Source organism: Pontibacter sp. 13R65, from assembly GCF_047525655.1.
GTDB lineage: Bacteria > Bacteroidota > Bacteroidia > Cytophagales > Hymenobacteraceae > Pontibacter.
Map to the genome: position 1 here is coordinate 106440 of NZ_JBLIQL010000001.1, position 26489 is coordinate 132928.

At 46.2% G+C, this 26489-nt stretch carries 26 protein-coding genes; 9 read left to right on the forward strand and 17 right to left on the reverse strand.

What is annotated here, in order from left to right:
* The first annotated feature begins 10 nt into the window (after positions 1 to 10).
* Both ACMA1I_RS00480 and ACMA1I_RS00485 read left to right on the forward strand, forming a co-directional pair.
* Positions 11 to 3430: an efflux RND transporter permease subunit gene (locus ACMA1I_RS00480; protein ID WP_337066264.1), complete on the forward strand. Its 3420-nt coding sequence runs from the start codon at positions 11 to 13 to the stop codon at positions 3428 to 3430.
* A 4-nt stretch (positions 3431 to 3434) separates the two neighbouring features.
* On the forward strand, positions 3435 to 3689 hold the full coding sequence (locus ACMA1I_RS00485) for an acyl carrier protein (RefSeq protein ID WP_337066265.1): 255 nt from the start codon (positions 3435 to 3437) through the stop codon (positions 3687 to 3689).
* 336 nt (positions 3690 to 4025) lie between these two features.
* On the opposite strand, the gene ACMA1I_RS00490 is transcribed toward ACMA1I_RS00485, so the two are convergent.
* From ACMA1I_RS00490 to ACMA1I_RS00505, 4 genes are all read right to left on the reverse strand, one after another.
* Positions 4026 to 4766: a SprT family zinc-dependent metalloprotease gene (locus tag ACMA1I_RS00490; RefSeq protein ID WP_337066266.1), complete on the reverse strand. Its 741-nt coding sequence runs from the start codon at positions 4764 to 4766 to the stop codon at positions 4026 to 4028.
* A gap of 242 nt (positions 4767 to 5008) precedes the next feature.
* On the reverse strand, positions 5009 to 5260 hold the full coding sequence (locus ACMA1I_RS00495; RefSeq protein ID WP_337066267.1) for a hypothetical protein: 252 nt from the start codon (positions 5258 to 5260) through the stop codon (positions 5009 to 5011).
* A 17-nt stretch (positions 5261 to 5277) separates the two neighbouring features.
* Positions 5278 to 5829, reverse strand: coding sequence for a YkvA family protein (locus ACMA1I_RS00500; RefSeq protein WP_337066268.1), 552 nt, complete (start codon positions 5827 to 5829; stop codon positions 5278 to 5280).
* 274 nt (positions 5830 to 6103) lie between these two features.
* The gene (locus ACMA1I_RS00505; protein ID WP_337066269.1) at positions 6104 to 6706 is read right to left on the reverse strand and encodes a C40 family peptidase; all 603 of its coding nucleotides are present in this window, start codon (positions 6704 to 6706) and stop codon (positions 6104 to 6106) included.
* A 290-nt stretch (positions 6707 to 6996) separates the two neighbouring features.
* Here ACMA1I_RS00505 and ACMA1I_RS00510 point away from each other — a divergent pair, with 290 nt between their 5' ends.
* Positions 6997 to 7371: a hypothetical protein gene (locus ACMA1I_RS00510; protein ID WP_337066270.1), complete on the forward strand. Its 375-nt coding sequence runs from the start codon at positions 6997 to 6999 to the stop codon at positions 7369 to 7371.
* Between the two features lie 61 nt (positions 7372 to 7432).
* Here ACMA1I_RS00510 and ACMA1I_RS00515 read toward each other — a convergent pair whose 3' ends face one another.
* The 3 genes from ACMA1I_RS00515 to ACMA1I_RS00525 form a co-directional block, all read right to left on the reverse strand.
* On the reverse strand, positions 7433 to 8065 hold the full coding sequence (locus tag ACMA1I_RS00515) for a thioredoxin family protein (protein WP_337066271.1): 633 nt from the start codon (positions 8063 to 8065) through the stop codon (positions 7433 to 7435).
* 10 nt (positions 8066 to 8075) lie between these two features.
* Positions 8076 to 8570, reverse strand: a complete 495-nt coding sequence (locus tag ACMA1I_RS00520) for a TlpA disulfide reductase family protein (RefSeq protein ID WP_337066272.1) — start codon at positions 8568 to 8570, stop codon at positions 8076 to 8078.
* Positions 8571 to 8779: 209 nt separating this feature from the next.
* On the reverse strand, positions 8780 to 10147 hold the full coding sequence (locus ACMA1I_RS00525; protein WP_337066273.1) for a PepSY-associated TM helix domain-containing protein: 1368 nt from the start codon (positions 10145 to 10147) through the stop codon (positions 8780 to 8782).
* A gap of 527 nt (positions 10148 to 10674) precedes the next feature.
* Between ACMA1I_RS00525 and ACMA1I_RS00530 the strand changes: the two genes are divergently transcribed.
* Positions 10675 to 11229: a type 1 glutamine amidotransferase domain-containing protein gene (locus tag ACMA1I_RS00530; protein ID WP_337066274.1), complete on the forward strand. Its 555-nt coding sequence runs from the start codon at positions 10675 to 10677 to the stop codon at positions 11227 to 11229.
* A 110-nt stretch (positions 11230 to 11339) separates the two neighbouring features.
* On the opposite strand, the gene ACMA1I_RS00535 is transcribed toward ACMA1I_RS00530, so the two are convergent.
* On the reverse strand, positions 11340 to 12092 hold the full coding sequence (locus ACMA1I_RS00535) for a YceI family protein (RefSeq protein ID WP_337066275.1): 753 nt from the start codon (positions 12090 to 12092) through the stop codon (positions 11340 to 11342).
* Positions 12093 to 12115: 23 nt separating this feature from the next.
* On the reverse strand, positions 12116 to 12757 hold the full coding sequence (locus ACMA1I_RS00540) for a porin family protein (protein ID WP_337066276.1): 642 nt from the start codon (positions 12755 to 12757) through the stop codon (positions 12116 to 12118).
* Positions 12758 to 13284: 527 nt separating this feature from the next.
* Between ACMA1I_RS00540 and ACMA1I_RS00545 the strand changes: the two genes are divergently transcribed.
* Positions 13285 to 14187 carry a histone deacetylase gene (locus tag ACMA1I_RS00545; RefSeq protein ID WP_337066277.1) on the forward strand — a complete coding sequence of 301 codons (903 nt, stop codon included), beginning with the start codon at positions 13285 to 13287 and terminating at the stop codon, positions 14185 to 14187.
* A gap of 484 nt (positions 14188 to 14671) precedes the next feature.
* On the opposite strand, the gene ACMA1I_RS00550 is transcribed toward ACMA1I_RS00545, so the two are convergent.
* From ACMA1I_RS00550 to ACMA1I_RS00570, 5 genes are all read right to left on the reverse strand, one after another.
* A complete protein-coding gene (locus tag ACMA1I_RS00550; RefSeq protein WP_337066278.1) occupies positions 14672 to 15004 on the reverse strand; it encodes a hypothetical protein in 333 nt (110 codons plus the stop codon).
* A 58-nt stretch (positions 15005 to 15062) separates the two neighbouring features.
* Positions 15063 to 15269, reverse strand: a complete 207-nt coding sequence (locus ACMA1I_RS00555; protein WP_337066279.1) for a hypothetical protein — start codon at positions 15267 to 15269, stop codon at positions 15063 to 15065.
* A 98-nt stretch (positions 15270 to 15367) separates the two neighbouring features.
* Positions 15368 to 16084 (reverse strand): methyltransferase domain-containing protein, encoded by a 717-nt coding sequence (locus ACMA1I_RS00560; RefSeq protein WP_337066280.1) that lies wholly within the window; start codon positions 16082 to 16084, stop codon positions 15368 to 15370.
* Positions 16074 to 17186 (reverse strand): type III polyketide synthase, encoded by a 1113-nt coding sequence (locus ACMA1I_RS00565; protein WP_337066281.1) that lies wholly within the window; start codon positions 17184 to 17186, stop codon positions 16074 to 16076. The genes ACMA1I_RS00560 and ACMA1I_RS00565 overlap by 11 nt, the downstream gene beginning before the upstream one ends.
* A gap of 146 nt (positions 17187 to 17332) precedes the next feature.
* Complete coding sequence (locus ACMA1I_RS00570; protein ID WP_337066282.1) at positions 17333 to 18445, reverse strand: NAD(P)/FAD-dependent oxidoreductase; 1113 nt, start codon at positions 18443 to 18445, stop codon at positions 17333 to 17335.
* 161 nt (positions 18446 to 18606) lie between these two features.
* On the opposite strand from ACMA1I_RS00570, the gene ACMA1I_RS00575 reads away from it, so the two are divergent.
* Positions 18607 to 18990 (forward strand): T9SS type A sorting domain-containing protein, encoded by a 384-nt coding sequence (locus ACMA1I_RS00575; protein ID WP_337066283.1) that lies wholly within the window; start codon positions 18607 to 18609, stop codon positions 18988 to 18990.
* Between the two features lie 183 nt (positions 18991 to 19173).
* Positions 19174 to 19584, forward strand: coding sequence for a hypothetical protein (locus ACMA1I_RS00580; protein ID WP_337066284.1), 411 nt, complete (start codon positions 19174 to 19176; stop codon positions 19582 to 19584).
* 182 nt (positions 19585 to 19766) lie between these two features.
* Here ACMA1I_RS00580 and ACMA1I_RS00585 read toward each other — a convergent pair whose 3' ends face one another.
* The gene (locus ACMA1I_RS00585) at positions 19767 to 20084 is read right to left on the reverse strand and encodes a hypothetical protein (protein WP_337066285.1); all 318 of its coding nucleotides are present in this window, start codon (positions 20082 to 20084) and stop codon (positions 19767 to 19769) included.
* A 286-nt stretch (positions 20085 to 20370) separates the two neighbouring features.
* Between ACMA1I_RS00585 and ACMA1I_RS00590 the strand changes: the two genes are divergently transcribed.
* Complete coding sequence (locus tag ACMA1I_RS00590) at positions 20371 to 21372, forward strand: hypothetical protein (protein WP_337066286.1); 1002 nt, start codon at positions 20371 to 20373, stop codon at positions 21370 to 21372.
* A 143-nt stretch (positions 21373 to 21515) separates the two neighbouring features.
* Entirely contained in the window at positions 21516 to 24527 is a 3012-nt protein-coding gene (locus ACMA1I_RS00595; protein WP_337066287.1) for a T9SS type A sorting domain-containing protein, read from the forward strand.
* Between the two features lie 94 nt (positions 24528 to 24621).
* On the opposite strand, the gene ACMA1I_RS00600 is transcribed toward ACMA1I_RS00595, so the two are convergent.
* Both ACMA1I_RS00600 and ACMA1I_RS00605 read right to left on the reverse strand, forming a co-directional pair.
* A complete protein-coding gene (locus ACMA1I_RS00600; RefSeq protein WP_337066288.1) occupies positions 24622 to 25278 on the reverse strand; it encodes a bifunctional 4-hydroxy-2-oxoglutarate aldolase/2-dehydro-3-deoxy-phosphogluconate aldolase in 657 nt (218 codons plus the stop codon).
* A gap of 98 nt (positions 25279 to 25376) precedes the next feature.
* Entirely contained in the window at positions 25377 to 26399 is a 1023-nt protein-coding gene (locus tag ACMA1I_RS00605) for a sugar kinase (RefSeq protein ID WP_337066289.1), read from the reverse strand.
* Positions 26400 to 26489: the final 90 nt, after the last annotated feature.

Sequence of the window (26489 nt, forward strand, 5' to 3'; positions counted from 1 at the left end):
GCAGAAAACTATGAAACAGTTTAAGCCAACCAGTTGGTCCATAGATAACAGGACCAGTATTTATATCATTACGCTCATTATCTCTTTTGCAGGTATATTCTCTTATATAAACCTGCAGAAGGAGAACTTCCCTGATATTGTAATTCCTACTGTATTTGTGGGAACCATACACCCGGGCACTTCTCCTACCGATATGGAGAACCTGGTAACACGGCCTATCGAAAAGCAGATAAAGTCAATTTCAGGAGTAAAGAAGGTTACTTCTAACTCGCTGCAGGACTTCTCCATGATTACAGTGGAATTCAATACCGATGTAGAGGTAGTGGAGGCCAAGCAACTGGTGAAAGATGCTGTAGACAAAGCCCGTACCGACCTGCCAACTGACCTGGATCAGGACCCAACTGTGCAGGAGGTTAACTTCTCTGAATTTCCGATCATGTCGGTAAACGTATCAGGCAACTACAGCCTTGACAGGCTGAAAAAATATGCCGAAGATGTACAGGACCGAATAGAAGGGCTGCCGGAGATTACTCGTGTAGACATGGTAGGAGCACTTGAGAAAGAAGTGCAGGTAAACGTGGACATGTATAAAATGCAGGCGGCCCGGGTTACCTTTAACGACATTGCCAATGCCATTGCTTACGAAAACATGACCATATCGGGTGGTAACGTAGCTGTAGGCGAAATGAAGCGCTCGGTAAGGGTGGTAGGGCAGTATACAGACCCGAACAAAATAGGCGATATTGTTGTGAAGTCTGTAGCCGGTGCCAATATTCAGCTAAAAGAAATAGCCGAGGTAAAAGAAGGATTTGAGGAGCAGGAGAGTTATGCCCGCCTTGATAATTCTCCGGTTATTACCCTGAACGTAATTAAAAGAAGCGGAGAAAACCTGATTGAGGCTTCCGATAAAATATCGGAGCTGGTAGATCAGATGCAGGGCACGGTGCTACCGAATGATTTAAAAATAACAATCACTGGTGAGCAGGCTACCCAAACCCGCCACACGCTTAATGACCTGATCAACACCATTATTATCGGGTTTGTGCTGGTAACGCTCATTCTCATGTTCTTTATGGGTACCACCAATGCGATTTTCGTTGGTTTGTCGGTGCCGCTGTCTATGTTCCTGGCATTTATTATAATGCCAACTTTAGGTTTTTCGCTAAATATGATTGTGCTGTTCTCGTTCCTGCTGGCTTTGGGTATAGTAGTAGACGATGCCATTGTGGTAATTGAAAACACGCACCGTATTTTCCACCAGTCAAATATTAGCATCATGAAAGCTGCCAAAGAGGCAGCCGGAGAGGTGTTTGTGCCGGTGCTGGCAGGTACACTTACTACGGTAGCTCCTTTCCTGCCGCTGGCGTTCTGGCCGGGTGTGGTTGGTAAGTTCATGTTTTTCCTGCCCATCACGCTTATCATAACCTTGGTGTCGTCGTTGCTGGTGGCGTTTATCATCAATCCTGTGTTTGCGGTTACTTTCATGAAGAAAGACCATCATAAGGAAGTGTCTCCGAGGGCGCGCAAAAAGTTCCTGTTCATTACGGTGGCAGCCATGGTGGTAGCAGGCCTGTTGTATATAGTTGGCTGGTATGGTACGGCAAACCTTATTATGCTGGGTGTGGTGCTCGTGCTCCTGAACAAATATGTGTTTACTCGCATGATTGATGGCTTCCAGAACAAAGTGCTGCCTCGGTTTATGAATGGTTATGAGCGTATGCTGCGCTGGACCCTTGTAGGCATGCGGCCTTTGGCAGTATTTGGAGGTATAATCTTGTTGCTGATTTTATCTTTTGTTGCGATAGGTATTCGTTCTCCAAAGGTTGTTTTCTTCCCGGATAGCGACCCGAACTTTGTTTACACTTACATTCAGCTGCCTGTAGGTACCGATCAGGTGGTGACAGACTCTGTGACAAAGCTGGTGGAAAAACGCATCTATAAAGTTTTGGGCGAGAATAACCCGAACGTGGAGTCGGTTATATCTAACGTAGCCATTGGTGCCGGCGATCAGAACGACCGTAGTACCACTGCACAGTCGCACAAAGGCAAAGTAACAGTGGCTTTTGTGGAGTATCAGGACTGGACTGGCGACAAAACTTCTGGCGCTTACCTAAATGAAATACGGGAGGTAGTAAAAGGTATTCCGGGAGTAGACATCACCGTAGACAAAGAGCAGAACGGGCCGCCGGTGGGCAAACCCATCAGCATCGAGATTTCTGGTGAAGACTTTCAGGAGCTCATTGGATTATCTAAAAATGTAGAGGCCTATATTAACCAATTGCAGATACCTGGCATAGAAGGCTTGCAATCGGATTTAGAAGACAGCAAGCCTGAGATTGTGATCAACATAGACCGTGAGCGTGCCAACCGCGAAGGTATCAGCACCGGGCAAATTGGCTCAGAAGTACGTACCGCAATCTTCGGTAAAGAGGCATCTAAGTTCAAGCTCGACGAAGACGAATACCCGATTCAGGTGCGATATGCTGAGCCTTACCGCAAAAACATAGATGCGTTACTCGGTATGCTCATTACCTACCGCGACATGAACTCAGGCCTGGTGCGACAAATTCCTTTATCGTCTGTTGCTACTATAGAATACTCCAATACTTATGGCGGCATAAAGCGCAAAAACCTGAAGCGTATGGTTACGCTGGAGTCTAATGTGCTGAATGGTTACAATGCCAACGAAATAGTGCAGCAAATAGAGCAGTCGCTGGTTAACTTCCAGACACCCGAAGGCTACGAAGTGCGCATGGGAGGCCAGCAGGAAGAACAACAGGAGACTGGTCAGTTTCTGATGGTGGCGCTGGTAGCGGCATTCTGTATTATTTTCCTTATTCTTGTAACTCAGTTTAACTCCATTTCCAAGCCATTTATTATACTGTCTGAGGTTCTCTTTAGCATTATAGGTGTGTTGCTGGGCTTCTCCATTTTTGGCATGGATGCTTCTATTGTAATGACAGGAGTAGGAATTGTGGCCTTAGCCGGCATAGTTGTAAAAAATGGCATTTTAATTGTGGAGTTCACAGAAGTGCTGCTTGCAGAAGGTAAGGAGCTGAAGGAGGCGATAGTGGAGGCTGGCAAGACACGTCTGAACCCGGTACTGCTTACAGCCACTGCTACTATCTTAGGTCTGATACCGCTGGCATTAGGTATTAACTTAAACTTCTTCACCTTGTTTACAGCATTTGAGCCAAACTTCTTTATGGGAGGCAGCAGTGCTGCTTTCTGGGGGCCACTGGCTTGGACGATTATTTTCGGGTTAGGTTTTGCCACCATCGTGACGCTGGTAATTGTGCCGGTGATGTACCTGCTAAATGAGAAATTGAAAGACAGAGTAATAGGAAAAAAGAAAAGAGCAGCAGTAGCTCTTAAAGTAAGACAGGAGAATATGCCTGTTAATGGAAAAGTAAAGGACTATACGATTTAAATTTATGCTGACAACAGAGAAGACTATAGAGAAAGCGGTTGTTAAGATCATTAGCAAAACCAAGCATATTCGACCAGCCAGAGTGCGGGCCAAAGCAAACCTGTCGCAGGACTTTGGTTTCGATCCAATTGATGTGGTGGATATTATTCTGGAGTTGGAAAAAAACTTTCATGTCACCATTCCAGATGAAGTGCCAATAGATACAGTAGGCGATTTTATCAATTACTTAACTACGCAAACCATCCAGAAGGTGGATTAATAAAAAGAAGGTTTCACCCCTAAAAAAGAAGCAGCACGCGCATAAGCGCGTGCTGCTTCTTTTTTAGGGTCTTGTAGAGTTATTGTCTGAAACTCGCTAGAGCACAACTCTAATTATTCGAATGAAATCGGCCTTCCAGAGGCTTTTTTAGGATATAAAGCCTTTGGCCTTTTCTGCTACACTGCTGCCTTCAGAGCAGCCATATTTTAAATTAGGCACAGCCAGAAGATTATTCTAATGAATTTGCCCTTTCAGAGGCAATTTAGGTATGAACAAGCCTAAGGCACTGATTGGCAAAAGAGTTTGGTAGTAGTTATGTTATCGATAGCCGCTTGATTAGTAAATGGTAATGCGGTAGGCTTTTAGCTTTTTATCCAATGACCTGGCGTTTCCGCAAATGCTGTCGAGGAGCGACCAGAAGCCGGGGCCGTGGTTCTTTTCTACCGTGTGTGCCAGCTCGTGCAAAATAACATAATCGCAGAGGGCATCGGGCAGGCGCATGAGGTGTAGGTTCAGGTTAATGTTATTCGTGAAAGAGCAGCTGCCCCAACGCGATTTGGCATTCTTGATAAAGACGTTCTGGTACTCAAAACCAAACTTATCGGCAAAATAGGCCACACGCTCCGGCAAATATTGCTTGGCCTCTTTTCGGTAAGCTTCTTCTATACACTTCCGGATGAACTTCTGAACATCAGCGTCGCACACATCTTTGTGAGCCGGGTAAAATACGTTTATATATTCTTTATCGATAACGCAGCGCATCGTGTACTGTGCGTGGGTTAAGAGGCGCAGGGTATGAGAGCGGGTTTTAAATTCTGTGTTATGGTCATACACTGTTACTTTCGCCTCATGCTTTTGCATGAGCGCCTGGTGCTCCTTTATCCAGTCGGATTTGGTGTAGATTAATTGTTCAGCTTTTTCGAAGCTTACATGCGGAGGCACCGCTACCCGGATTCCTTTGAGCGGACGAACACTGATGGTAAGGCGTTTAGCCTTATCACTCCTTTCGATCAGCACTTTTCCAATGCCGTCAATGTGGAGATTAACGGAAGATAAACGTAAAAATGATGAGGACACAGTGGCTAATAAGTTAAAGTCCAAAACAGTAGGCCAAATATAAATAATTATTTTCTTAAAACGCTATCATTAAGAGCGGTTTTGTCTTAAAAAAAGTATTTATCTGTATTTGAATTGTACTATATTGTAGCCTAGCAATAATTCAATTTAACCCAAAATGGAGGTAGAAAGGCCTTTTTAGAGATAATATGTAAAAACAGGAAAGGCTGCCCGAGAGCAGCCTTTCCTGTAAATTTCTAAATTTATCTTATGTTGCCGCCAGTTGGCAGATCATCGTTTGCGTTCTTCGGTACACGCGAACTGTCGGTGGTGGCAGAACGCAAAGTGGGTTCTGCGCTGTTGGTAGCTGAGCCTGTTGCTCCTGTGGTGTGGCCCTGCGAAGTATGATGCGGCACTTTACCGCTGTTTTCCTGCTCCTCAGAGTTGTTTTTTGTCTTCATGGAGCCTTTTACATCTTCTGCTTTGTTCCGGCTGTCTTTCTTGTTTGCATCCATAAGCTTTTATTGTTTAATTAATTATTTGTTTTGTCGTTTACCTGCACCGTGCCAGCGGGCTGGTCGCTATACTTTGGTGTTCCAAATGAGCTGTCGGAGTTGTGTACGGGCTCAGTGGTGGCAACGGCCATTTGATCAGGTGCAGGAACAGGTTTGGAGCTTTCCCATTCGTTAAAGCGGTCCAACTCCGATTTTATGCTCGTCATGAACCAGGCTAACAGGGTGGCATCGTCTAAGAGGCCTATTACCGGAATCACATCAGGTATCAGGTCTATCGGCGTCAGGAAATAAATAAACACGGCTATACCACCAACCAGAGTAGAAGTCGGAATGCCTTTGTATTCTCCTGCCATGGCCGCTTTAATCATGCGGGAGAGCAGTTGCAGACTTTCCCAAGCCTCGGTAGCCAGCGTGCCGATGTTTTTCTTGGTGCTGGCTTTTTTTAAGCTATCGGCCAGCAGTTTGGTAACCTGCATGGGGTGCTGCAAAAAATGCTCAGCTTTTTTAAGTATATTTTTAAATATAGGGCTTTGCGCTACTTTTTTGCCCTCTTGTTCCTGGTTCTCCATTAGTACTGTGCTTGTTCTGTATAGTATAAAATATAACGTCAAAAGTATGGATATATGATGAACAAGAAAATAGTGTTTTCCCATATTGCCCTAACTATTTTCACCAGTTTCTCCAGGTGCTGTTTTTCCTGGTCTCTGTAAGTTTGGTTACCCTTAACCGCTGCCTTTTACTATACTGGCTCTTCTTTAAAATGTTATGCCTCTGCAAACTATAAAGCCCTGCCATAACAAATGTATAGCAGGGCTTTATAGTTTGCAGTTAAAACCTGGAGGATTAGTTTACGCGGCCTGCGGCAAAATAATGGCTGCGGTAATAGGGTTCTTTAAGAGAGCTGATCTTTACGCCTCCGTTGGTGGCAGAGTGAATGAATTTGTTTCCTTTCAGATAAATGCCTACATGGTAAATAGGCTGGTTAGGCCCTCTGCGGAAAAAGACAAGGTCACCTGTCTGGATGCTGTCTTTTCTGATCCGTTCCACATCACTAAACATGGAGTGGGAGTTCCGGCTGAGGTCTATGCCATATACATCGCGGTAAATGCTGGTTACAAAACCGGAGCAGTCGGTGCCTTTGCGTGTGTTGCTGCCATAGCGGTAGGGAGTGCCCAGCCATTTTGTTACAGTCTTCAGCAGTTCTTTATCTTCGCTGTAGTCGAGGCGGGTGCCGAGCTTTTTAGCGTATTGCTCGTAAAAAAGAGAGTCTTTTGGCGTAGGGAGTTCTGGTTCCGGGCTTTCGGACTCGTAGGGTGGAGGCAGCAGAAAAGCAGCGGCATCGCCTACAGGAAGTGGTGGCTCACTGTCTTCGGGAGCTATTTCGTATAAGAACGAAAGCGTAAGCGAAGCTAGTGCCAGTATGCTAAGAATAATACTTTTTACCATAGGGTTTGGCTTGTTTCAGACCTGTAGTACAGGCTAACAGTTTCACCTTTATCTTTTAAAAAGCTGGCTTAAAAAAGTACTGAAATTACACCAGCTTATAACGTTTTTGATGTTATGTCATCTTTAGAAGCTGTGAAAGTAGGCTTCATTTTTAAAAGTTCCAAATATAGAGGCATTTTTATGCAGTTAAAGGCTTTTTAGGGGGAAGCAAATTATTAATCTGTTAAAAACTGAAAAAGCCGGAAAAGCGATTGAGAAAAGCGTTTTATGACATTTTTTAGAAGATGTTTATGGATATAAAAATAGTGGAGAATTCTCCGTTTGCGCGTATAGCCCGCATGGTGCTCAAGAGTAGCAATGTAGCCATGGTACTGGGGAAAAAGGTGCACTTGAGCGGTGTAAGCAAAGAGGTTTTTCTGAAGAACCAGGGGTGGGTGGCACACGAGCTGTGCCATATAGAGCAGTTCCGGCAATATGGTTACCTGCGGTTTCTGTGGCTCTACCTTGTGGAGTCGATGCGGGTGGGATATTACAACAACAAGTTTGAAGTAGAAGCCCGAATAGCTGGCATGAAGCAGGAGCAGCACCTGGCGGCGGCCCAGAAGGCAGACAGCACGGTTAAGCCCATAGAGCTGCCCCTGCCTGCCGATAAGCGGGAGATTTAAAAGCACCGGGCTTTCAACTGTTAAGTTGAAAGCCCGGTGCTTTTATAATTTAAATCTGAAACTAAGCTTCGCGCCACTTAATGGTGCAGCCAATAGCTTTTGTAGTAGGCTGGCTAATGGTTTTGCCCGCCACTAACTCCTCTATAGCTTCTTCGGCGTATTTTTTCTGTACTTTGTCAGCCTCTCTCGAATTGTCGTCTACGGCTCCAATGTACGCTACTTTGTAGGTGCCATCCTGCTGTTTCTGTACCACATAAATATGGGGAGTGCGGCTGGCACCGTAGGCTCTGGTTATGTCCTGGCTTTCGTCCTGTAGGTAAGGGAAAGGGAATTTTTTTTCTTTGGCCCGTTTCTGCATATCACCGAAAGAGTCCTTTGGAGAGGCTTTGGTATCGTTGGGGTTGATGGCTATGAGCGGGTAACCTTTAGGAGCAAACTTGTTGTGGAGCTCAATCAGGCGGTCTTCGTAGGCTACGGAATAGGGGCAGGTGTTGCAGGTAAAGGTTACGATAAAGCCTTTGGCATCTTTGTAATCGGCCATAGAAACCATTTTGCCATCTACATTCTTAAGCTTAAAGTCGCGGGCAGTATCGCCTACCTGATAACCCGATTCGGCGGCAGGTATAGCAGCGAGGAGCAGGCCCACAAAAAGCAGGCACACGGCATAAACAATCGGTATTCTGACTCTTTTCATAGACTATGGATTAAGGTTTATATTGCTGTATGAGTTGTTCGAGCTGTTCCTGCTTCATTTCTCCCTCTAAGAAATAGTAGGTGTTGCGTTTGTTGTTGAACATGATGGTGGCCGGAATAGCACCGGTCCATTTCGGGTCTACCTTATCTATAAAGGTGTTACCATCCGGCTCGTCGAGCAGCAGAAGCTCCGACTGCAGGCCACGTTTTTTGGCAAAAGTTTTTACGCGCTTCTCCAAGTCCTGCACTGCATCCATGCTCACCAGCAGTACCTTTACCGGCTGATCTTTGTACTGCTTGTGGGCTGTTTCGAAATAAGGGAGTTCTTTTACGCAGGGGCCGCACCAGGTGGCCCAGAAATTAACGACATACAGGGTGTCGTGGGGGAGTTGGCGCAGCTTTTCGAAATCTTGGTATTTAATTACTTCCACCTCCTGAGACCAAGCCGGTTTAGTGGCCGCAAGGCTGAGCAGGAGTGCAAAGGCAAAGAGTTTTAGCTTCATCATAAGGTAGGAACGGTGCCGGAACTAAAAATGGTATGCATGCTACCTACTATACGTAAATTCCAGCAAAGGTATACCGGCTAACACAGGGCGGCGCGAGCTCTGCCTGCACCATAAAAAAGCCGGGGCTTACGAGCAAGTCGCAAGCCCCGGCTGTGCCAGTTGGCCTTATCCTGAATTATTCTAATGAAAAAGGCCTTCCGGAGGTATTTTTAGCTTCCGATGCTGGAGGCCATGGTTCTGGGCTTAAAGCTTCGTTGCTTGTTTTTTGGCTTTTTCTTAAGCTTGTTAATCCAGATAATAACCCCGGTCACGGGTAGAGAGGTGGCTACAAGGCAAGCAATAAAGTAAAGTATTTTAGAGAAGGTGCCGTAAATATCGCCCAGGTGCAGTGGCTTTATAGAGCCTGCTATCTGCGCATTCAGTGGCTTGTCTGAAAACTTATCTACCTGGAGTACCGCTGCGGTATATTGGTTTAGTTGCACCTTGTCAGAAGCGGCGAGGGCAAAGAAGCCAGCTTTGCTTTTATTTATAACTACAGAGCCGGTGGAGTCGGCCGGTAATGAGATTCTGGTGTTGCCTTCGTATGGAAGAAGCGCATCGGCTTTCTGCAGAAAGGCAACAATAGTTGGTTGAGCGCCAGTAGCGGTGGCAGGGTCGGAGGGTAAAGGTTTTTCCCGGCGGCCTTTAAATATTTCTTCTCCCAGCACCACACTTGCGCCGTCTTTGTACCACTCAAAAGACCAGCAAAGGCCCGTGAGCGACATAACCAGGAGCAGCGGCAAGCTATAAAAGCCCAGTGTGTTGTGCAGGTCGTGGTTAGTGCGTTTCCAGTTGCCGCTCATTTTTACTTTAAAGCCTTGCTTCCAGTTTTTGATTTTAAGCGGGAACCACATAACCAGCCCCGAAAGCAGCAGGAAAACAAAGATAATGGTAGCCGAGCCTACAATGACTCTGCCTGGGTTAATGGCCCCTGGTTCTGCCTCTATTAGCAGCCAGCGGTGAAGCTTCATGGTGCCTAAGAAGAAGGCCGAAGCAGCGGTTTCTGTTGTACCTTTTACAGTACCAGTGTATTGGTCTACAAGGTAAGTGGTTGGTCTGCCGCCACGTCCGCGGCCGCCTGCTGCGCCTTGGGCTTTTGCTTCTGCATCTTTGCCTTTGGCTGCTACGGCTCCGCCCTCAGTGCCTGCTTCGCGGCCACTCCGGGCTTCTACGTTGCCTTTTCCCTGTCCTTCTCTGCCTCCCTCGCGGCTCCTGCCTGCTCCTTTTTCCTCGCCTGCGTTAGCCTGTGCTACTCCTAAACGGTAAGGCTTGGCAGGGTCCTGCGGAATTTCTAGCGATACTACTTTTCCTTTCAGCTCCTTCTCCAGAGTTGCAACAAGCACATCAGGCGATATAGCTACCGCATTGGCAGGCACGTTCACGTTGAACTTGTCAGATTCTATAAACTCTTCGATCTCAGTATGAAAAGTGTAGATGGTGCCGCTCAGGCATACTACAAAAAGCACCAGGCCACTGCCTATGCCTAACCAAAGATGTAGATCATTAATGAGCTTTCGCCAAACAGGTTTCTTTTTCATACACTGAGGAGATAGATTACTATGATTTTGGGTTATTACCTGGCTGCTAAAGGAACCACCAGACCAGGATATTGCTATCCTGCGGCAGTAAGGCGTAAGGCAATAAATTACGAATACCACCAGCGGCTAAAAGCTGCCATAGCCGTAGCCTCTGGATGCATCTTCAAAATTATAGTTATTTAGACTAATTCCAAACAGAGGTCGAAAAATATAATGCTGTTTTGCTCTGGCTGAACGTACCATCAACTGGTTACTATCTATCAAGAAGGTCAATTTTGTAGTCCAAAAATAAACTTTTTACTCTCTTGCCGCTTAGCTAAAACCAGAGCGCTGCTAGCTAATACCTGGGTGCCTAATGATCGAAAAAGACTCCGGGAGACCAATTTTATTTGAATAATTTGCTGCTACGCACTTCAGAAAGCTTGTTTTAAAAGGCAACGCAGCGGCAGGGTTTAACAAATAAGAGCGCTATGCGTTTATAGATAGAACGATGTTAAAACAATGTTAACCTAAAAAAGAATATAAAAATGGCTACACAACTGGCTGGAAAAAAGATAGCGATATTAGTAGATAATGGATTTGAGCAGGTAGAACTAACAGAGCCTAAGAAAGCGTTGGAAGATGCCGGTGCCGAAACACATATTATTTCACCGCAGGATGCCGAGGTGAAAGGCTGGGAGCATACTGACTGGGGCGATACTTTTAAAGTCGATAAGAAGCTCTCGGAAGCGAAGGCTGCAGATTACCAGGGCCTGCTGCTGCCAGGTGGCGTTATGAACCCAGACCACCTGCGAGGCAACGAGCAAGCGGTTGCTTTTGTAAATGACTTTATAGAAAGCGGAAAACCGGTAGCAGCAATCTGCCATGGCCCCTGGACTCTGATTGAAACCGGAAAAGTAAAAGGCCTGAAAATGACAAGCTACCCAACCCTTAAAACTGACCTTATAAACGCCGGGGCAGAATGGGTAGACGAGGAAGTGGTGGTGGACAAAGGTATTGTGACCAGCCGTAACCCAGACGATATTCCGGCTTTCAACAAAAAGATAATAGAAGAATTTGCCGAAGGGAAGCATGAGCGGTAAGCTGCTCATGCAGATTTGTGATGAAGCGAAACGGCTGCCTTAAAAAGCAGCCGTTTCATTTTTATACTTCTCGGAAGTGAGGTAAGCTATAGCCTCTAGAGCCGCTACCTTTACTGTTCTGCCACGGTTACACCTGTAGCTGGTTTAGCAATAATGTTAAAGCCAATATTCACGCTGGAGTATATTGTTTTGTCGCCCAAAGATTCGTCGGAGCGGTACACCAGCCCCCACTTGGTTCGGTCTATGTTAAAGTTAGCTTTTGCCTTAAGCTGATTGTCTTCTACTGTCACTCTTGCCGGAAACGTAACGCTTTTGGTGTTGCCTTTGATGGTCAGGTTACCGGTAATGGAGTGGGTAGGGCTGTTTATTTTAAGTTCGCTGAAGGCTCTGCCTGGTGGTATTTCTTCTTTTTTGTTCAGGCTGTCGAAGGGTGCAACAGACACAATCTCGAAGGTGGAGGTGGGATGCTTTTCTACATCAAAGAAATCGCCAGATTTAAGGTGGGTCGCTAATTTCTTGTTGCTTTCCGCGTTAATCGATTTGTCGGTGCATTCCAGCGAGGCGAGGTCGATAATAATTTTGCCGCCGCTTATTTCTCCTTTCTGTAGCTGTATTTCTCCGCTTTGTATGTGGAACCTGCCGTTGTGCCTTCCGGTCATTTTAGCGCCTATCCAGTGCACTTCGCTTTTGGCAGTGTCTATGATCAAGGCTTCAGATGGAGCAGTCGACTTGTTTGTCGCCAATGCCTCACCCACCATTGCGTCGTCTGTTTTAATAGTTGTGTCGCAAGCCCCTGCCAAAAAAACGAGGAGCAGGCAGACCATTACCTCAGAAACTTTTCGCCATCTGTTGTTGCCCTTCATGATCTGCTAGCTGGTATGTTTTGTTAGATGCCAATGCCCAGGTACACCTGGAACACCCCATTTTTTATGTCTTCATTTATATTCTGGCCCTGGGCGTTTTCTTTGCGCAGATCTGTTAGCGCCAGCGAATAGCGTGCTCCTAGCCTGAACCGGTTCACCCTTGCCTCGGCTCCTGCAGCTACGCCGTAGTCGAACGTGTTATAGGGGCCCAGATCTATTTCGCGGCCGGTTTGTTTCCCAGACATCATAATACCGATTTGCGGCCCTGCATGAAAGCTAATACGATCTGTTACGTTCACGACGGCAAGAATCGGTAAATCCAGGTAGTCGAATCGGAAGGTAGAGTCATTGCGCTCATAACCCCTTCGTGAATATAAAACTTCGGGCTGAATTGAGAAAGTCTCTGACAAAGAAAATTGTGCAAACAGGCCTGCATGAAAGCTAGTTAGGTTGCTGACCGTACCAAGCAAGTCTTTATCGTTGCCTCTGACCTGCGAAAAGTTGACACCGCCTTTTATGCCCAAGCCAGAGTTAGGTGCACCGGCACTAATCAGTAGGTTGTGATTCTGCTGCATACTGCTTGGCCCGCTATAGTCTTCCTGTTGGGCATGTGCCGTAAAAATAAGGGTAAATAGTATAGCAAATGTGGTGAATGTCTTCTTCATAGTTTAGTAGGTTTGGTTAGAAGGTGAGAAGCTTTTTTTAGTTTATACTCCTTAAAGAACTCCATAGGTTACAAACTCCCTATTCAAGCTCTAACAAAACGACAAGCTTTGAGAGCAAAGTTGTCCAACTTCTGCACAAGGATGTAAAGCATTGGTAATTACTATAGATATGAAAAATTTGTTAAGAAAACGTGAGATTGTTAACAGACTTTTAACAGTTGGTGGTGGATAAACATGCGATGTCAACAAAGTTATCCACATTTTGTGTGTTTATTAACGTGCATATCTTTTTGTGTCTATAGCTGTTCCGGTACTAACTTAGGTAAAGTAGTGATATTCTGGAGGATAAGACGCCAGTTCGCCGCGAGATTTATGTTTATAAAGTAAGCATGCAGGCTGCATTTGCCTCTGAAAGAGTTCTGGAGACCTGCTTGAACTTATGCGGTAGGGGGGCGGCCATAGTTCGAAATAAGTTTTTGTGAGATGCTGGTAAAACTTCTGTGGGTGCTTTGTTGTTACTTTGTGATATGCTTAAAATTGCCTGGTCCGAAATTTTTGCTCACTCCCTGCCCGAAGGTCACCGTTTCCCGATGGCCAAGTATGATCTGCTGCCGGAGCAGTTGCTCTATGAGGGTACTATTTCTTCTCAAAACCTTTTTGCACCTGCGCCTGCTCCCGACTCCCTTATAACCGCCACACACAATGCCACCTATTGGCACCGCCTGCGTCACTTGCAACTCACGCCATCTGAAATCAGGAAGACAGGGTTCCCCCACTCCGAAGAACTCATTAACCGGGAGATCGTGATTATGAACGGCACCGTACAAGCGGCTTTGTTTGCCTTGGAGTTCGGTATCGGGATGAACATTGCCGGTGGCACGCACCACGCTTTTACAGATAGGGGCGAAGGCTTCTGCCTGCTCAACGACATTGGCATTGCAGCTACTTACCTGCTCCAGCACAAGGGCATCCGCAAAATATTGGTAGTAGACCTGGATGTGCACCAGGGCAATGGTACTGCAGAGATTTTTAGAGAGGAACCTCGGGTGTTTACCTTTAGTATGCATGGCGGCAACAATTACCCTCACCGCAAAGAGCAGTCAGACCTGGATATTCCGCTGCCCGATGGCACCGATGACAAAGCGTATCTACATCTGCTCCACAACACGCTGCCCCGCCTTTTGCAGGAGCAGGAGCCGGAGTTTGTGTTTTTCCAGTCGGGGGTAGATGTGCTGGCGACCGACAAACTAGGCAAGCTCGGCATGAGCATTGCCGGCTGTAAGGAGCGTGACCGGGTAGTGCTGGAACTATGTGCTACGCATAAATTACCTGTAGCTGTGAGCATGGGAGGTGGCTACTCTAAGCAGATTGCCCATATTATAGAAGCGCATGCCAACACCTTTCGGTTGGCGCAGCACATATTCTTTTAAACCAAAGAGGCAAGGTGTGGAGGCTTTCAAGAAGCGGCCAAGGTCAATTATTATAACCCAAATTGTGCGGTAGTAGCGAATTAGTCGGTAGTCCTCCGTCATTCCTCATTTTGTCATCCCTATGGGATCTTGTGGGCAAGAGCCTTGCAATGGCTACTGGTTTGGGAGTCTAAGTTAGCATAGTTGCTGTTCTTTCTTTGACTGCAGCAGGTTATTGTTACATTGCCTGCTTCCTTGTTCTTTTTGTCTTAATACAAAAAGAACCAAAAAAATCAAGAGCCGCCAAACTCGCTGAACGCTCGAACAGTGGCGTCTCAATTTGTGCACCTGGAAAGGTTTTCTCTTCGCAGCATGCTGCCGCAATACATTGCTGAGTGGTCTAGGAGAGAATTCTTCTAATAAAAACGGCCTTCCGGAGGTTTTCAGGCTTAAAGTGGGGAAGGGCCTTTAGAGAAGTCGATTGTTTGCACCTATGCTATAAACCTTACTTTTCCAGGAGAAAGTATAAATAGAAATCGGAGCTTGGGCCTGTGCCGGCGGAGTAATTGCTGCTATTTAAGTGCCAGCCATTGTTTTGCTGTGCTTTTACCAGATTAAGCACGGCAGCATAGTCTGCATCATGCTCTGTTTTTAGTTTTTTCTGCACAAAGCTGGTTTTAGTACCGGTGCTCGAGATGTTAATGGTAATATTCCGGCCGCTGCCAGTGGCAATAACTGTCATGAGCTCTTTAGAGGCTGTTTGCTCATATTGTTTAAACCCAAAGAGGGCACTCATGGTAAGCATAACCAGTAATAGAATTAGGGCGTTTTTGTTCATAAACTTACTGTTCAGTTTGAAATTGGGTAGGCCAAAAACTAGAGTCTGGCGCGTGCAACTACTCTCTTTGCTTTAGCTTGTCTTCCGGTTTTTTTCTCTTTACCAAAAACATACGCAGTACAATGTAAATAACAGGAGCCAGGGCTGCTACCAGTATGACATACAGTATGAGCTTAAGTGCTTTAAAAAAAAGCGAAATGGCAATAACCGAGAGTATGATTGATACGATAAAGAGAAGCCAGAATTGTAAAGTGCCTTTGCGCATAGATATCCTTTTTAATAGTATGGAAACAAAAAGACAGCACTTGTATGCTGCTGCTCCAGAAAGTAAGATTTAAGACACATGTACGCAAACAGGTGTGCTTAGATAGCGTCTTTTCTTAAAATCAGTTGCCACCTGAACGCCCACATCCAGCTAAGCTTGTAGTTAGACGCACCAGCTTGCTGAAGGAGCTGGTGCAGTTCTTCTCCTTTAAATGCCCGCCACACAGATAGGGGCGCATCGTTCTTCACTAAATATGACTTGGAGAAAAGTGCCGTGAGCCATTTAATAGAATAGTAAGCCAGCCAGTGCCGGTGCAGGTCGTTTACAATAACAGCCACCTGTGCCTGGGCATGTAAGCGGCTAAAAAGCTCTACTAGTTGCGCATCGGTAAAATGGTGGCAGAAGAGGCTGCACACGATAATATCGTAAGGTTGTTGGCTAAAGCTGCCGGAGAATACATCGTGCTGCTCTACTTTTATTTCGGGATAGGCGGCGCTGTGCTGCCGCGCGTACTGCACCATAAAGTCGTTAGCGTCTATACCTGTAAATACGGCTGCTACTCCTTTGCGCCTGGCCCACTTTGCCATAGCCCGCAACATGTCGCCACCGCCACAGCCTATATCTGCAATGCGCAACGGGCGGGAAGTATAATCTTTGCGTGCTATCAGCTGATCTAGCGCATGCAGCACCACTTTATGGCCCCCAAGCCAATGGTTTATTAACTCCAGCTCTTTCAGGTTCTGACACAGATCCTCCCCCGAGAGGTTCAGGTCGTCCATCAGTTCCGCCTTGTTGGTTCTTTCTTTAAGAAGCATAATGTACTTTCAGTAACATCGATTCCAGTGTAAGGCCAGGGCCAAAGGCAAAACTCAATACAGGCTCATTGCGGTTCTCCTGTGTAAGTGACTGCATCAGCGACTTGAGCACAAACAGCACCGTGGCCGACGACATGTTGCCAAACTCCTGCAGCACCTGGTAGGCAAAGCGGTTGTGGTGGCGTGGCATGCCCAGCTCCTGCTCTATCACTTCCAGAATACGCCGTCCGCCGGGGTGTATCGCAAACAGCCTTATTTCCGATATGGTTGTTTTAAGCCCCAGCAGTAGCCGCTCCGTTAGTTGCCTTATTCCATTTTTTATAAGGTCAGGCACGTACGAAGACAAAGTCATTTCGAAGCCGGTGTCTCCTATGTGCCAGGCCATATCGCGCTTGCCTGCCGGGGCCAGGTCGCAATGAAAAGACTGCAGCTCCAGGCTCAGATCGGTGCAGGGGCGGCCTTGCAGTAGCACGGCAGCCGCTCCATCACCAAACAGCGCATTAGACACCAACTGGTCGTGCGCAGCGTTTTTCTGAAAGTGTATGGTGCAGAGTTCGGTGCAAACCATCATAACACTAGCGCTTGCATCGGCCTTGCAAATGGCATCAGCCAACTTCAGGGCATTAAAAGCTGCGTAACAACCCATAAAGTTCACGGCTGTGCGCTGCACGTTGGGCGAAAGAGAAAGTCGTTCTACCAGTTCAATATCGAGGCCGGGAGCGTACATGCCCGTGCAGCTAACTGTAATCAGGTGCGTAATGTCTGCCAGCTGGAAGGCCGGTACATCGGCCACGCAATTTCTGACAGCCGCCTCAGAAAGGGTAACAGCATGTTGCCGGTACACATCCATCCGTTGCTGCACCGTTGGGAAAGGCTCCAGATCGGGCGTATTGGGGTAAAAAGTAAATTCACCGTTTGCGCGCGTGTAATCCTCTAGTACGCTGTAGCGTTGCCCGATCCCAGAAACCCGATACAGTGCCTTCAGCTTGCGGGCCTGCGCCTCGTCGAATTGAAGCGCTGCGGCCATAAAATCGGCTACCTGCATTTGTGGGATTACATTTGGCGGGTTAGCCGTGCCAATAGCACATATATAGCTTTTCATGCAGTAGTTGTTTCTGGTTAGTTGCCTCCTTCTTGCACCATAGATCCGGCGAGAGTAGTAAAAGGCAGGAAACACGCTAATAAAGGATGAACATTACCTACGGATTCAGTCCTGTATTAGATGTATTCTATACAAACAATCTATATTCAAAAAGGTTGGCCGTGAGTTTGGCGCATGAGCAACTGAACTGCAAAGGGAAGGTGCTTCAGAGTGGCAATGGTCAGTTCTGTTAGCACCGGGTGGCCAAAGAGCTGTTGTACGGCTCGCCCAAGGTGTAGCCTGGTGGCGAACTGGTTTTTCCAGGCGCGGGTATAGCCCTGCTCCAGCTGCGCCCGGTTGCGCCCGTTGCTGAAATAAGCCTGCACCTGCTCTGTAGCCAGCTTTCCTGAGTGTATGGCCATCGCCATGCCATTGCCGCAGAGAGGAGCTATCATGCCGGCCGCATCGCCGCACATAAGCATGTGGTTTTCTACACAGCTTTTAGTGGCAAATGATATTTCGTTTATCACTTCTGGCTGCTCATATAGAAACTCGGCTTCCTGAAATATGCGCCGCAGGTGCGGGTTCTGGTGCAATATGGCTTTCTCCATGGCCGGAATAGTACCGTGGGTGCGTAGGTTCTGGCGAGTGGTTAAATAACAGAGGCAGTAGCGGTCGTCTTCTACGGCAGAGATGCCGGCATAACCATCCTTAAAATTGTGTAAGGCAATCTGGTCTTTGGGCAGGGGCAGTCGCACGTGGTACTTTACGCCAATATAGGGGGAGCGCTTATGAAAAAAAGTTCTGTTCAGGCTGCGGTCGAGGGTAGTGCGTTTGCCATAGGAGCCCAGCACTACCGGTGCCTGCAACGTGCGGTGGTCTGCTAATTGCAACGTAAATACATCGTTTAGGAAAATCACCTTTTCTACCTGCTGGCGCGTGTATATCTGCACTCCCTGCTGTAGGGCTACCTGGTACAGAAAATGGTCCAGTGTGAAGCGGCTCAACCCCCAACCACCAAGGTCTAATGTTGCTTCGAGCATTTTGCCAGAGGGGGCGCTTACCAGAAACCGGCTAATGCGGGCAGGCTGCAGCGGGGCAGGATCTGCACCGATAGAAGCCAGGTAAGGGAGCACTTCGTCAGAAACATATTCGCCACAGACACGGTGAAAGGGGTAGGCTTTTTTCTCGACCAGGGCTACTGAAAACCCAAGCCTTGCCAAACCTATGCTGCTGACCAGCCCGGCCAAACCACCTCCTATAATTAAGATATCTTTCAATATTTTGATCAAAAAACTATAATATGGAATTAGTACAATGTTGCTGTGAAAAATTATGTTAAAAGAGTGGTTTTGTTAAGAAAAATGCAATAACTAAATTTAATTTAAAGCGTTTTAATACAAATAGACATATATTTTTACGTATTGCGACCTAACTCTCTATGAAACAAATTATACTTAGTGTTCTTCTAAATTTGGTTGTACTGATAACCTACGCGCAAGCCCGTAGCTCTGCGTCGGGGCCTGTAGTACAGTCAGACAAAGAACAAGCGCTGGAACAGGAAAAACCAGACGAATATGAAATTTCGATATACCCAAACCCTAACTCAGGGGTTTTTACAGTTTCTTTGCCCGAAGCAGAAGCCCCACAGGCCGAACTACGTATTATGAACGTAATAGGTAATGAAATTCACCGCGAGGTGCTCACAAGATCAAATGCACAATTCTCTACCACCATTAACCTGAGCAAGTATGCCAAAGGCTTATACTACGTAAAACTCGAAACCGATAACTTCAGCGCCATCAGGCGGGTGGTTATAAAGTAGTATAAAAACTTTAAGGTACAGAATTAACTAATATAGCGTTTAGCTAACCTTTTGTTAGTAAGGCGGTGACTCTGCAAAACAGAGTCACCGCCTTTTTTGTTTTGCAAGAAAAACCGAGCAGCTGCTTTAAACCCTTTCTTTCTGAGCCAGTCAAAGAGCAAATGTTCATAAAATAGATTAATCATGAAAAAAGTAACCACACTTGGCCTGATGCTTTGCTTAGGTGTTTTCCTATCGTTTGGTGCTACAGCACAGCAGCGCGATCGGGCGCAGGGGCAACGTCAGGGGCAAACCACGGGTCAGGATCGGAGTGCCCAGATGCTGAAACAATACAAAGAGCAATTGAACCTGAGCAATGAGCAGGAAACAAAAATTGAGGCTATTCTATCCAATGCTTTGGAGCAGCAACAGGCGCTTCGCCAGAGTGCCAACCGCGAAGAAGCAATGACCAAGCGCAGAGCCATCATGGAAAAGACCCAGACAGATATAAGAGCTATTCTGACGGCAGACCAGGCAAAGCAGTTCGATGTTTTGGTGGCAGAGCGGCAGCAACGTATGCAAAATAACCCAGGGCAGCGACAACGCAGTAATTAATTTATAGTAAAAAGTAGCGCTAATGATTCAGCAGATACTGCTGTAGTTCTAGTTGTGCCTAAGATTAAAGTAACCCACTCTGGTGTAGCGCCAGGGTGGGTTTATTTTTAAAGTAGCAGGAGCGGCAACATGTTTAGATTGACCCACGCGTAAAGCGCGTGCCGGATGAACCGAGGCTAAGGTTATTCTGGTAAAATGGCTTTGGGAATAAAGCCTACATATTCTTTCTCTTCTTTCTTTACTCGCACTTTCGTGAAAATTACATCAGAGGTATCGATTACCTGCAAATCCTGTGAGCTTTCGAAGCTGGTAATGGTGGCGCCTTCAAAGCTTGCCTCGTCGTAAAGCTGTCCGCCAATAAGCGGTTTAGTGATGCTGATTACATCTGCAGGAAGTTCCTTCCGGTTCGTTGTGTTTGCCTGATCGTCAGTAGATTTGCCGCCGCACCCTGTTAATAAAAGAATAAACAAAACCGAATAGAGGATGAGCAGAGACTTCATAAGTAAAAGTTTAAATCTACAAGAAGTATATGTCTCTTTAAGACATAAGGTTGCTTTGGATCTGAGAATCTTTTTCTAAAATCAGTGAAGTGGTTTTATGCTTTAAGTATAATCAAGTAGAAAAATACCGAGAAACGGGTATTGTTAAATCTAAGTAGCACCTCTACTTTTAATTTTCGATCAATAAATTCTTTTTAAAGTTATTTTTTAAGCCTGCCAGCACAATTATTTTTCTAGGCAAGGTGCATGAGGTGCATTTTTAATTTTCAACTTAAATATAAATTACATGAAAAAAATTTTACTTCTCCTGCTTGTAATGATTTCAGTATCAGAGCTACAAGCAAAAGTACTTACGGTTAGTAATCGGGCCGGTGCTTCTGCACAATATCAAACGGTGCCAGCGGCTATTGCCGCCGCCGCTGCCGGTGACACTATATACATACATGGCTCCGAAACAAATTATGGTGCCATTACCCTCGATAAGAAACTAACAATTATTGGTACTGGACACAAACCTAAGAAGGAGCTAGCTCTTATTTCGGAGTTAACTTCAGTAACTATAGGCGTTCAGAATGCAGCTGCAAGTGGGTCTGCGCTGATAGGTTTAAAATTAAGCAGTGTCTCAACTTCGAATTATGGGCAGAAGGATATTGTCATCAGAAGGTGCTACATAAGCAATATTGTGGCCAATGGCACGACAGGTGGAATTTGTACAAATTGGATTATTGAGAACAATATATTCAGTAGTCTCCAAACGTCTAGTAATAGAACTAATGTTTACAACTTCCTAATCAGGAACAATATAATTACCAGTTATCTCTATTACACGAATGCCTGCGTCATCAACAATAATATATTTTTAGGAAGTCAGTCACCGAGCTTCTCTGATGTTCACTATGCTATTATTCAGAATAACGTATTCTATGGCAGAAGTCCACAGGGTGCTAATAATTCTACTTTAAATAACAACATCAGCTTTAACAGTACTGAAACAGCCATGCCTTACGGTACCAATAGTGGCAGCAATAACAAAGTAAATGTTGATCCTAAGTTTATTACTTACTCAGGAGGCACCTTTAACTACGAGCATAATTACAACCTGCAGGCATCTTCACCGGGCAAAGCCGCTGGTACCGACGGAACAGACATTGGTATTTATGGCGGTATGGGATTTTCTGAAACAGGAGAGCCTCCGATTCCTATGGTGCGTGCCTTTTCAATTCAAAATGGTGTGGTTGCTCCAAATGGCAAGCTTAACGTCATCATCAAAGCAGAAGCTAAGAACTAGGAGCCACGGATATGAAGCTTTATCATATTACATGGATAATAGGGCTTTTTCTTCTGTGCGTTAACTTTTCTTCCTGGGGTCAAACTGTAGTAGGGGCAGAGTATTTCTTCAATTCCGATCCTGGAATTGGTAAAGGAAAAAAAATGCCAGTAACTGCTGCCGGGGAGGTAAGCATAGCAGTCGAGATACCTACAGAGGAATTACCGAATGGTTTTCACACCTTGTTTGTCCGTTTCCGCGATTCACAAGGCAGCTGGGGCATGAGCGAGGGGCGCACCTTTTTAGTTGAACAGCAGCGACAAACGGCGGCTAGCGTAACTATTACGAAAGCAGAATACTTTTTTAATACTGATCCGGGTATAGGAAAAGGAAGAAGCTTGCCTGTAACTGCTGCTGGGCAAGTGAATGTGGTAACTGAAATAGCTACAGAAGGACTGGCAAATGGTTTTCATACGCTGTTTGTGCGGTTCCGTGACCAACAGGGGAACTGGAGCCTGAGCGAGGGGCGTACCTTTCTACTAGAACAACGGCAGAGTACTTCCAATACTTATATTGTAAAGGCCGAGTACTTTATAGACTCAGATCCCGGGGCTGGTAAAGGTGAAAAAATAGCTGTTGCCCCCTCAGAACAGGTGGACCTTGTAGCAGAAATTGCTATAAATGAGCTGGCTCATGGTTTCCATACTCTGTATACCAGAGTCTTGGATAATGCAGGTAACTGGAGCTTGGCAGAAGGTCGCCCATTCTTTACTGATAAGTCTGTAGAATCGTTTGCTACGATTGTGGCTGCCGAGTACTTTTTTGATGACGCCAACCCTGAGCCTGGTAAGGGAATTCCTTTAGTCTTTGAGCCGGGATCACACTTAACCTTAGAAGAGCAGATCGATTTGAGGGGGCTGGCCCTTGGTAAGCACCGGTTGCACCTGCGCATGCGCGACGATAAAGGAGTCTGGAGCCATACCGAAATCAAGGAGTTTACAGTGGCGAATCCCCGCTTAGATGAAATTACACCTGTGGCTGGTGGTAACGTGGGAGATGTGACTGTGAATATTGTGGGGGCAAGCTTTGATAAGGGGACAAAAGTTAAACTTACTCGCAGTGGCCATCCTGATATTATAGTTCCAGATTCAATGATGGCAATTAATAGAGGTGAGCAAATTCAGGCACTTTTTGATTTACGCGGTAAGGCAGTTGGAGAATATAATATTGTAGCTACTTTGGCCAATGGTACAGAGCTAACTATACCCAACGGGTTTTCAATCTTAGAAGGTGTAAAGGCTCATCCTTGGGCCGACGTAATTGGCTTTGACAGGATAAGGAGAGGCCAATGGCAGACATATACTGTTACTTATGGCAATAAAGGAAATGTTGATGCCACAGGCGTACCGCTCTGGATTCAGATTCCGGCTGATAGTGAGTATGAGCTTGATTTTGAATTGTATAAGCCTGAGAGCAGTACCATCCTATGGGATACTATTCCGGATTCTTATATAACTGACACAATTATGGGAGTGCCAGAAAGAGCAAGGATTATTCCATTGGTAATACCTCATATGGCCCCAGGAGAACTAGGTACTTTGACTTTCAAATTAAAAACAGATAATAATGAGAGTTTTGTGGTTTCAGCTTGGGCATCTCCTCCGATGTATCGTAGTCCACTTGATCCCAAAACTATTGATTGTTATGCCGACGTAGCTGCAGCTGTTGCAGGTCTAATTCCAGGTGTGGGTTGTGCCTACAGTTTTTTAGATATTGCAATTAGACCCATGTTCAAAAAGGCAACTACAGGTATTGATGGATGGTTCTCAGGTGATAGTGGGTTACATGATAGTAACGGTAAGCCAAAAGCTGGAAGTTTTTTTGCCAGTGTAGCCTTTGCAACAGCTGGTTGTATACCAGGGGGGAGGCTAATTGGTACAGTAGGAAAAGTTGTCAGCGGAATGGCAGCGGCTGGGCATGTAAACAATGGAATGAACGCAGTTTTAAGTTGTCGTGATCCATTCTTGCCTCCTGAATATCCAAAGAAGAACAAGCCAGTACAACCCGTAGCCTCTTTCGACCCGAATGACAAGCTGGGTTTAGAAGGTGCCGGTATGAAAAACTATATCACAGGCAATGAGATCTTCCCTTACCTGATTCGGTTTGAAAACAAAGCTTCGGCTACGGCAGCAGCCCAAACGGTACTGATCATCGATACTCTGGATACAAATACCCTGGATATCTCTACGCTGCAGTTAGGCTTCTTCAGCTTCGACGATGTGGTGGTGAACATACCGCCCGGACGTAAAAACTATACTGCCGATGTAGACCTGCGGCCTAAGAACGATCTGATAGTAAGAATAGAGGCAAATCTGGATGAACAAAAAGGTATACTCACCTGGCTATATACTTCACTAGATCCCAGAACGCTGAGACCTACCGAAGATCCGGATGCAGGGTTTTTGCCACCAAACAAAACTGCACCGCAGGGAGATGGTGGTGTCTTCTTCACGATCAGGCCAAAAGCTGATCTGTCGACCAACGCTGATATCAAAAACATGGCCTACATCTACTTCGATAACAATGAAGTAATTCCTACGCCTGTTTGGGTAAATGCCATTGATAAAACACCGCCTGTGAGTAAGGTTAATGAACTGGCGGCAGTGCAGACCAGCAGCGAGTTTACAGTGAGTTGGAGTGGTACAGACGAAGGATCAGGTGTAGCGACTTATTCCATATATGTGGCCGTGAACGATCAGCCTTATAAACTGTGGCTCGACAAGGTGCCAACCACCTCGGCTGTGTTTACTGGCAAGCAGGATTCGACCTATCACTTCTACAGCATTGCTACAGATAGTGCCGGTTATGTAGAAGCAGTTCCTGCCGTAGCACATGCTTCTACTACCATGGCTATTGTAACAGGAATAGAGGCGGATATCGAAAAGCAGGTGGTGGTTTATCCAAACCCCGCTTACCATACACTAATTGTGGAACTGCCGGCCCTGCTGCGAAAAAGTAACCTCAGCTTAATTAACATGCATGGCGCTGTGGTCTTCCAACAGCAAGCAGAAGATACAAGTACCAGCATACCTGTCAGCCAAGTAGCTAAGGGAATGTACCTGCTCCGCATTTCAACCGAGAATTATGTGATAACCCGCAAGGTGATGATCAGGTAACATGTAAAGAAACATGAATCTCTAAAAAACCAGAAGGCCCATCTCATAGATTATTCTAATGAGATGGGCCTTCTTCAGTTACATCAATTGCTGCTTATTTCTTCACCATCTCCAGCATAGCGGCGGCACGTTTGCTAAGCCACTCGTAGCCATCGCCGGCATCTGCTGGTTTCTCGAACAATTTAGAGCCAAGGCCTGTGGCGGTTACGCCGGCGCTAAACCACTCGTTCAGGCTTTCTTTGGTTGGTGCCACACCGCCTGTTGGCATAAAGAGCAGGTTCGGGAACAGTTCTTTAATCGCTTTCAGGAAGCCACTGCCCAGCACGTTGCCAGGGAACAGTTTTACAAGGCTGGCACCAGCTTTCTCGGCCTGATCTATTTCGGTAGGAGTCATACAACCTGGAATCCAGAGCAGACCTTGCGCGTGTACCGTTTTGGCAATGTCGGCGTTCATGATAGGGCTCACAATAAAGTCGGCACCTGCCTCTATAAACTTAGTGGCCATTTCGCTGTCTTTAATCGTGCCGATACCCAGCTTCATTCCAGGATATTGCGCTTTGGCAGTTTCTACCAAAATTTTAAAGTTAGCAAGCGCCTGCTCGCCACGGTTGGTAAACTCAAATACCCGCATACCGCCTTCGTAGCAAGCGGCCAACACGGCCTTACAAACCTCAGGGTCAGCATTAAAAAACACGGGAATAACCGGAGATGATTTGATGGTATCTAATACCTGGTTTTTATCTGTTGCCATTTTAAATTTTTTAAATGGACACAGGACATAGGACACAAGATGTAAGACTTTTTACTTTTGAAAAACCCTGTGTCTTATGTTCTATGTCCTGTGTCTTTTTAAGCTGGAATAATATGTTGTTTGATATGCGATAAGGAGTGGTTGCCGAAGTCGCCGGGAACGAAGAGCTTTTGGTAAGCAGAGGCTGTAGCGAAATCAATCACGTCTTGTCCCTCCAGTTGCTCGTGCAGGCTGTAGATGAGGCCGGCCATAAAGGCGTCGCCGCTGCCGATCCGGTCTACCACTTCCTGGGTTTCGTAAGTGTGCGATACGTACTGCTGCTGCCCGTTGTAGTACGTGCCGTAGAAGAGGTTGTGGTTCGGGTTATCCATAAAACGGAAGGTGAAGGCTACGTGCTTGCACTCCGGGAATTTTTCCATAATAGCCTTCGCCGACTGCTCGGCATGCTGCAGGTACTCTTCCTGGCTGGTTTCGCGGTTCAGGCCTTCTGCCACTGGGGTACCCAACATAACGTTAGCGGCCCAGATGTTGCCCATTATTACATCGCAGTACTGCACCAGTTCCGGCATTACCTCGAGAGGAGTTTTGCCGTAAGTCCAGAGGCGGTTGCGGTAGTTTAGGTCTACAGATGTAGTTAGGCCCAGCTTTTTAGCAGCTACCAGTGCTTCTTTGCAAAGAGCGGCCACATTCTCGTTGAGAGCCGGCGTAATGGCACTCCAATGGAACCAGGAAAAGTCTTTCAGGATGCTTTCCCAATCGATGCTGCCGGGAGTAAGCTGGCTGAAAGAAGAATACTTACGGTCGTATACTACCTGGCCGGTGCTCAGGCCATTGGCAGATAATAAAAAGTAAAGTCCTACACGGTCACCCTGCTTTTGCACCAGGTCTGTTTTAACGCCCCGGCGCACAAGTTCCTGCAGCGCTTTGGCTGAGAGTTCGTTTTCGGGTACGCAGGTTAAGTAGGAGCAGGGGATGTCCCACAGGCCCAGGGAGGCGGCGACATTGGCCTCAGCTCCACCCGGATAAATCTGTAATAAGTTATCTGCAGATTCCAGGCTTTTGTTTACGGAAGCCAGGCGCCATAATAATTCTCCGAAAATGAGAACTTTCCCTTCTCTCATATGCTATAATTATGTTAAGAGTGTGCTTAATTTTGACCGTTTGAGGTTGAACTTTGACTAAAGTTAGGTAGTTTTACTTTCTTTGCAAAC

What these genes read in the sequence shown, in the direction of transcription:
- ACMA1I_RS00535 (WP_337066275.1), bottom strand. Translation starts at nt 12,092, where the DNA reads ATGAAGGGCAACAACAGATGGCGAAAAGTTTCTGAGGTAATGGTCTGC.
- ACMA1I_RS00500 (WP_337066268.1), bottom strand. Translation starts at nt 5,829, where the DNA reads ATGGAGAACCAGGAACAAGAGGGCAAAAAAGTAGCGCAAAGCCCTATA.
- ACMA1I_RS00565 (WP_337066281.1), bottom strand. Translation starts at nt 17,186, where the DNA reads ATGAAAAGCTATATATGTGCTATTGGCACGGCTAACCCGCCAAATGTA.
- ACMA1I_RS00525 (WP_337066273.1), bottom strand. Translation starts at nt 10,147, where the DNA reads ATGAAAAAGAAACCTGTTTGGCGAAAGCTCATTAATGATCTACATCTT.
- ACMA1I_RS00530 (WP_337066274.1), top strand. Translation starts at nt 10,675, where the DNA reads ATGGCTACACAACTGGCTGGAAAAAAGATAGCGATATTAGTAGATAAT.
- ACMA1I_RS00540 (WP_337066276.1), bottom strand. Translation starts at nt 12,757, where the DNA reads ATGAAGAAGACATTCACCACATTTGCTATACTATTTACCCTTATTTTT.
- ACMA1I_RS00505 (WP_337066269.1), bottom strand. Translation starts at nt 6,706, where the DNA reads ATGGTAAAAAGTATTATTCTTAGCATACTGGCACTAGCTTCGCTTACG.
- ACMA1I_RS00575 (WP_337066283.1), top strand. Translation starts at nt 18,607, where the DNA reads ATGAAACAAATTATACTTAGTGTTCTTCTAAATTTGGTTGTACTGATA.
- ACMA1I_RS00585 (WP_337066285.1), bottom strand. Translation starts at nt 20,084, where the DNA reads ATGAAGTCTCTGCTCATCCTCTATTCGGTTTTGTTTATTCTTTTATTA.
- ACMA1I_RS00510 (WP_337066270.1), top strand. Translation starts at nt 6,997, where the DNA reads ATGGATATAAAAATAGTGGAGAATTCTCCGTTTGCGCGTATAGCCCGC.
- ACMA1I_RS00495 (WP_337066267.1), bottom strand. Translation starts at nt 5,260, where the DNA reads ATGGATGCAAACAAGAAAGACAGCCGGAACAAAGCAGAAGATGTAAAA.
- ACMA1I_RS00590 (WP_337066286.1), top strand. Translation starts at nt 20,371, where the DNA reads ATGAAAAAAATTTTACTTCTCCTGCTTGTAATGATTTCAGTATCAGAG.
- ACMA1I_RS00600 (WP_337066288.1), bottom strand. Translation starts at nt 25,278, where the DNA reads ATGGCAACAGATAAAAACCAGGTATTAGATACCATCAAATCATCTCCG.
- ACMA1I_RS00550 (WP_337066278.1), bottom strand. Translation starts at nt 15,004, where the DNA reads ATGAACAAAAACGCCCTAATTCTATTACTGGTTATGCTTACCATGAGT.
- ACMA1I_RS00545 (WP_337066277.1), top strand. Translation starts at nt 13,285, where the DNA reads ATGCTTAAAATTGCCTGGTCCGAAATTTTTGCTCACTCCCTGCCCGAA.
- ACMA1I_RS00515 (WP_337066271.1), bottom strand. Translation starts at nt 8,065, where the DNA reads ATGAAAAGAGTCAGAATACCGATTGTTTATGCCGTGTGCCTGCTTTTT.
- ACMA1I_RS00485 (WP_337066265.1), top strand. Translation starts at nt 3,435, where the DNA reads ATGCTGACAACAGAGAAGACTATAGAGAAAGCGGTTGTTAAGATCATT.
- ACMA1I_RS00605 (WP_337066289.1), bottom strand. Translation starts at nt 26,399, where the DNA reads ATGAGAGAAGGGAAAGTTCTCATTTTCGGAGAATTATTATGGCGCCTG.
- ACMA1I_RS00480 (WP_337066264.1), top strand. Translation starts at nt 11, where the DNA reads ATGAAACAGTTTAAGCCAACCAGTTGGTCCATAGATAACAGGACCAGT.
- ACMA1I_RS00595 (WP_337066287.1), top strand. Translation starts at nt 21,516, where the DNA reads ATGCCAGTAACTGCTGCCGGGGAGGTAAGCATAGCAGTCGAGATACCT.
- ACMA1I_RS00555 (WP_337066279.1), bottom strand. Translation starts at nt 15,269, where the DNA reads ATGCGCAAAGGCACTTTACAATTCTGGCTTCTCTTTATCGTATCAATC.
- ACMA1I_RS00580 (WP_337066284.1), top strand. Translation starts at nt 19,174, where the DNA reads ATGAAAAAAGTAACCACACTTGGCCTGATGCTTTGCTTAGGTGTTTTC.
- ACMA1I_RS00520 (WP_337066272.1), bottom strand. Translation starts at nt 8,570, where the DNA reads ATGATGAAGCTAAAACTCTTTGCCTTTGCACTCCTGCTCAGCCTTGCG.
- ACMA1I_RS00560 (WP_337066280.1), bottom strand. Translation starts at nt 16,084, where the DNA reads ATGCTTCTTAAAGAAAGAACCAACAAGGCGGAACTGATGGACGACCTG.